Origin of the sequence: Tianweitania sp. (assembly GCF_032053605.1) — a bacterium.
Taxonomy (GTDB): Bacteria; Pseudomonadota; Alphaproteobacteria; order Rhizobiales; family Rhizobiaceae; genus Tianweitania.
Genome location: NZ_DAMBUH010000085.1, coordinates 9659 through 15022 on the forward strand (window position 1 = coordinate 9659; position 5364 = coordinate 15022).

Annotated in this window: 7 protein-coding genes and 1 pseudogene; 5 read left to right on the forward strand and 3 right to left on the reverse strand. The window is 60.2% G+C overall.

From position 1 onward, the window contains the following. Positions 1-9: 9 nt before the first annotated feature. Entirely contained in the window at positions 10-288 is a 279-nt protein-coding gene (locus tag RTX98_RS15965; RefSeq protein WP_189502767.1) for a type II toxin-antitoxin system HicB family antitoxin, read from the forward strand. A 27-nt stretch (positions 289-315) separates the two neighbouring features. On the opposite strand, the gene RTX98_RS15970 is transcribed toward RTX98_RS15965, so the two are convergent. Further along, a complete protein-coding gene (locus RTX98_RS15970) occupies positions 316-714 on the reverse strand; it encodes a DoxX family protein (protein ID WP_312797825.1) in 399 nt (132 codons plus the stop codon). Between the two features lie 204 nt (positions 715-918). On the opposite strand from RTX98_RS15970, the gene RTX98_RS15975 reads away from it, so the two are divergent. Further along, complete coding sequence (locus tag RTX98_RS15975; RefSeq protein WP_189502769.1) at positions 919-1134, forward strand: DUF2945 domain-containing protein; 216 nt, start codon at positions 919-921, stop codon at positions 1132-1134. Between the two features lie 3 nt (positions 1135-1137). Continuing rightward, a complete protein-coding gene (locus RTX98_RS15980) occupies positions 1138-1476 on the forward strand; it encodes a hypothetical protein (RefSeq protein WP_312797826.1) in 339 nt (112 codons plus the stop codon). Positions 1477-1685: 209 nt separating this feature from the next. On the opposite strand, the pseudogene RTX98_RS20800 reads toward RTX98_RS15980, so the two are convergent. After that, positions 1686-2028 (reverse strand): annotated as a pseudogene (locus RTX98_RS20800) (transglycosylase SLT domain-containing protein); the annotation flags it as partial. 1001 nt (positions 2029-3029) lie between these two features. Between RTX98_RS20800 and RTX98_RS15990 the strand changes: the two are divergent. Next, on the forward strand, positions 3030-3239 hold the full coding sequence (locus RTX98_RS15990) for a cold-shock protein (RefSeq protein WP_189502771.1): 210 nt from the start codon (positions 3030-3032) through the stop codon (positions 3237-3239). Between the two features lie 306 nt (positions 3240-3545). Next, complete coding sequence (locus tag RTX98_RS15995) at positions 3546-4565, forward strand: TerC family protein (RefSeq protein WP_189502772.1); 1020 nt, start codon at positions 3546-3548, stop codon at positions 4563-4565. Between the two features lie 3 nt (positions 4566-4568). Here RTX98_RS15995 and RTX98_RS16000 read toward each other — a convergent pair whose 3' ends face one another. Next, positions 4569-5183: a glutathione S-transferase family protein gene (locus tag RTX98_RS16000; RefSeq protein WP_312797829.1), complete on the reverse strand. Its 615-nt coding sequence runs from the start codon at positions 5181-5183 to the stop codon at positions 4569-4571. Positions 5184-5364: the final 181 nt, after the last annotated feature.

Sequence of the window (5364 nt, forward strand, 5' to 3'; positions counted from 1 at the left end):
GACTGAGCTGTGACGCACTATATCGCACTCATCCATAAGGAAGCCGAAACAGGCTATGGCGTGTCGTTCCCGGATGTTCCGGGCGTGATCACCGTCGCCGACACGCTTGATGAAGCGCTGTCGGAAGCCGCAGGTGTTCTTGGCTTCGCCTTCGAGGATTGGGATGGCGAGCGACCCACGCCGCGGTCCCTCGATGAACTCAGAACGGATCCCGAGTTCATCGAGCAGTCCCGTGATGCAGTCGTTGCCGCCGTGACACCCACGAGCGAGTTAGCCGAAGCCGCCTGAACTGATCGGCCGGACGATCAATAATGATCAGGCCCGCGAGCCCAGCGGGTGATCAGGCCTCGGCGCGTAGGCTGCCGCCGGGCGTCGTGCATAGTTCTGCGTCGCCCAGGAAACCAGAACCAGCACGAACAGTACGGCCGGCAGGAGGGCGATGGGATCGCGCAAGGCCGCATCCGCCATGACGGCGAGCAGCGTATGATAGAAGAAGCCGGCATAAGCGAGCTGTGCCAGCCAGACAGGCTTCCGCACCCAAACTGCGATGACGCCCAAGGCTTTCACGACCAGCATCACGCTGACGAGATAGGTTGGGAAACCGACCCGCTGATACTCACCGGCCCAGAAAGCAGGATCGGTCGCATAGCCATAAACGCTGTGGGCGTAGAATGCCGTGAACACGAGTGTGGCGGCGTAGTAAGCATATTTCATGGTTCCCCTCCCCAGGCTCTAACCTCATGCCGCCATCCCCGGCCGGCACAGGATTAATATTGCTTCCCACACGTTCCGCAAGGGCAGACACGCGACGAGGCCATTCGTGTCAGGAGAGTCGGCGGGCCCTTGTCTGATCCGCCGCTTGTCGGGGAACTGCCCTCCTTCCTGTCTGTTCAAGCCAACACAGAAGGAGAAACGTCGATGAGCAAGCTCGCCAAGGGTACGAAGGTCGAATGGAAATGGGGCTCCAACACCGCCGAAGGCACGGTGAAGGAAAGCTTTGAAAAGCCGGTTCAGCGCACGATCAAGGGCACCAAGGTCAAGCGCAACGCGTCCAAGGAAGAGCCAGCCTACCTCGTGGAACAGGAAGACGGCGGCCGCGCGCTGAAAAGCGGGTCTGAGCTTCACAAGGAGTAAGCCATGAGCAAAACCAATGGCGACACATTGGACCTGACCCCGCCGCAGGATGTGGCTGATGCTGCGGAACAAGGGCTTGCTTTGCGCAGCAAGTTCAACCGCGGCGGAACACAGATCGGCGTGGCGCGAGCGCGCGATCTCAAGAACCGCCGCGCACTCTCTCCCGAAACCGTTAGGCGGATGGTCAGCTACTTCGCCCGCCACAAGGTCGACAAGCGCGCGCCGGGCTTCGGAAACGAAGACAATCCGTCAGCCGGCTATATCGCCTGGCTGTTGTGGGGTGGTGATGCCGGGCGCGACTGGTGCCAGGCAATGAAAGCAAAGCTTGAGGAAGCAGGCTGAGAACAGCCTGCTTTATTCGGCCATCGACAGGCTGCTGCCGCTCGATGCCTGAACGACATTCGCCATGCGCGAGGGTGCGGGTGCAACGGGGTTTGCTGCCGACGCCACGCCGGGCAGATTCTTTGCAGCGACCTGAGCGCCACGATCGAGTTCAGCCGCCTTCTCAGCACCGCTCTCGGCCACAGCCACTTGTACCTTGGCAGCCTTGCCGCCCTTGAGACCGGCTTCTTCCAGAAGACCGCGCTTCTTGGCGTCGTAATAATAGCCGCGGGAATAGAAACGCACGGCCTTGTCGTGATCGCCACGGGCGGTCACGTAGGCGCCCTTCAGATATTTGACGGCGTAAGTGAGATTGGTTTCAGCGTTGAGCAAGCCCTTAGCGCTGCCCTGATAGCCAAGCCCGCGCGCGGTATCATGGCGGATCTGCATCAGGCCGAGATATGGCCCATTCTTCGCTGCCGGATTGAACGTGCTTTCGCGCTTCACCACACGGCGAACGAGCGACACCGGCACTTCATAAAGCTGCGCGTAGCGCTCGATCAGCGAGTCCAGTTCCGGGCTGCGCGCAGCAACGGTCTTTGTTGAGCTTGGTTCAAGCGAAGCAACCACAACCGGCTTTTCGGCAGGTTCTTCGCTAGCAGCCGGCGCAACGGCGTTCGTAGCGACAATCGCCACCGGCGTTTTCGGCTTTTCGGCAACAAAGGCCGCTGCCTGCTGCGTTGGGGCCGCGTCCGGCGTAGAAGCGGCCGAGGCGACAGCCTGCTGCGGCGTTGCAGTCTGGGTTGCATCCGCCTGTGCGACGGCCGTGTTCAGGGCGGCTACGCCACCGCTTTCCGGAGCCGGGCTTGCATAAGCCACAGCCGTGATCAGCGTGCCCTGCTGCGCGGCATCACCGGCAGCCGTGTTGCGATCAACGGAAGCAATGTCCATCGTGTCCGGCAGTGAGCCGGGCGCTGGTGCGGGAGCAGCGGCGGCAACGGGCGCAAGCGAGGCGCTTTGGTTGGTCGCAGTAGTGGATGTGCAGCCGGCGCTGGCCATCAGGCCTACGAATCCAAGCATGCATAAGCAGTTCGTGCTGGTCGGCAAAGCCCCACCGTCTCCTGAAAGTTGAGTGCCCGAGATGCCCGTCCCGAGGAACTCCGTACAGGATGATACTGGCCTGATCAACCAGCCATTAGCCTTCGTTAAGAAAGCGTAGGCTCACAGATGGAAGATGTTCCTTCTTTGTGCTCGATCCCCTCTGAGGAATGTTGTGCATTGTCAGGAGCTTGCGAGATCCAAGCGTGCTGCTCATCTTTTTTCTCGTCCTGGGAAACCGTACTGAATCCCGCTCATTCACGGCGATGACACGCGAATCTCTTAACAAGCATGAACCGCGCTTAACGGATGATCTTGATCCGTTTCCTTGATTCGCGTATATCGCGATCTGGAATTTCGGCTGATCGGACCTCATGGCCCGCGCTGCGCGCGTTTTCTGACGTCAATCCCTAAATTTCGACCCCTGATCCGTGGATTTACGGATTGAAGAAAACCGCAGACGACAGGACATCAAAATGCCGACAGGAACCGTAAAGTGGTTCAACGCCACCAAGGGTTTTGGTTTCATTCAGCCGGACGACGGCGGCCAGGACGTTTTCGTCCACATTTCGGCTGTTGAACGCTCGGGAATGAGCTCGCTCAACGAAGGCGACAAGATCAACTTCGAAGTCGCTCAGGACCGCCGCACCGGCAAGTCCGCAGCACAGAACATCACCAAGGGCTGATAACTTCGCATCCGTGCAAACGGGCGTGATGTTTTCTTGGGTCGCATTGCCTTGGCATGCCGACCCAGCTTGGAAAATGGAAGGCGGGGTTATGCTCCGCCTTTTATTTTGCCTGGATTTTCGTGGCGGTCCTCCCGAGTTCGTGATCGAACCCGCAGCCAACCCTACCCTCTCCATCTTGATTTCTGAACGCATTTCGCCAAATTGGCGGACGTAGCGACCGGGCCCCTCTGGCGATCCGCGCATCAAGCGCAATCGTGATGTCGGAGCTGCACCAATGTTCAATTGGCAGATGGGCCGGTAATCATGGATGCGCTTCTCAGCGCCCTTATGGGCGATTTTCTTGGTACTCCCGTTTATTTCTGGGTGGTGTTCATCACCATCGTCATCGGGCTTTTGGTGTTCGATCTCGGCGTCCTCCATAAAGAGGAGAAAGAGATTTCGGCCAAGGAAAGCCTGACCCTTTATGCCGGCTACGTGCTGGTCGCGGTTGCCTTCGGCGCCTGGATTTGGTGGTCGCGCGGCTCGCAGGCCGGACTGGAATTCTATACCGGCTATCTGATCGAGCAGAGCCTGGCGATGGACAACATGTTCGTCATCGCCACGATCTTCGGCTTCCTGGCGATCCCCCGTATCTACCAGCACCGCGTGCTGTTCTGGGGCATCCTCGGCGTCATCCTGTTCCGCGCCGTGATGATCGGCATAGGCGCCGCACTGGTGCATTCCTTCAACTGGATCCTGGTCTTCTTCGGCGCTTTCCTGATCTTCACGGGCATCCGCATGTTCTCGCATCAGGACGAGGAGCCGGATCTCGAGAAGAACGCGATCTTCCGCTTCCTCCAAAAGCACTTCCGCATCACCAAGACGCTGGATGGCTCGAACTTCACGGTGCGCCAGCCCGACAGCAAAACCGGCAAGCTCGCGCTGTTCCTCACCCCGCTCGGCGTTGCGCTGATCATGGTGGAAACGGTCGACCTGATCTTTGCGGTCGATTCCGTGCCCGCCGTGTTTGCGGTCACCCAGGACACGTTCATCGTTTACACGTCGAACATCTTCGCGATCCTCGGCTTGCGCGCGCTGTATTTCGCACTGGCCGCCGCGATGAACCGCTTCCGTTACCTGCAAACGTCGCTGGCCGTCGTGCTGGTCCTCATCGGCATCAAGGTCGCGCTGGTGCCGTTCGGCATCCATGTCGACACGATGCTGTCCCTCTTGGGCACGATCGGCATCCTGGCCGCCGGCATCTTCTACTCCCTGTGGAAGACGCGCAACGAGCCGGATATCAGCGCCGCCCAAGACCCTCGCCAGGGTCAGCTTGAGCCCTGACCTTCAGGCGCCGAGCCATTCCATCGGCACATGGCCGGGTTCCGCACGGACCCGGCCGAGCCAGTCTTCCACATGGGGAAACTGGTCCATGTCGAAGCCGGCAATCGCCGCATCCTGCGTATAGGCAAACAAAGCAATGTCGGCGACCGTCAGCGCGTCGCCCACCAGAAACGCTGATTTTGCGAGCTGCGCCTCCATCACACGAAGCGCCTTGTTGCCACCGGCCAGGGTCGCCGCCATCTTCTCCGGCGTCGCTTCCGCTGCCCGCTCGGGATAGATCGTCAGCGCGCGGCGCACCGCCACATAAGGCTCGTGGCTGTATTGCTCGAAGAACAGCCACTGATAAACCAGCGCCCGCTGGTAGGCATCCTCGGGCACGAAGCGCGTACCCTCTCCGAGATAAAGCAGCATCGCGTTGGATTCGGCGAGCAAACGGCCATCGTCCAGTTCCAGCAGCGGCACCTTGCCGTTGGGGTTCTTGGCCAGAAAGTCGGCCGTCTGGGTTTCGCCGGTCACGGAATTGACGCTGACACGCCGGAACGGACGCCCGAGCTTGGCCAGAAGAAGCCGCGGCTTGTAGCAGTTGCCACTGTCGGGATGGCTGTAAAGGGTCAGCATAACGAGGTCGTCCTCACTGGAGAAGGACGGCATCTTGCCTGCCGCCCTTGATTCCACCAGCGAGAAGTTGTGACGCTTTGATCAGCGCTGCTGATCGATCCGGCGCCGGTCGGCGAGACGCACGACATTGCCCTGCGGCACACCCAAGGCAGCGCGCTCAAGCGGCTCGGTCGGGAACAAG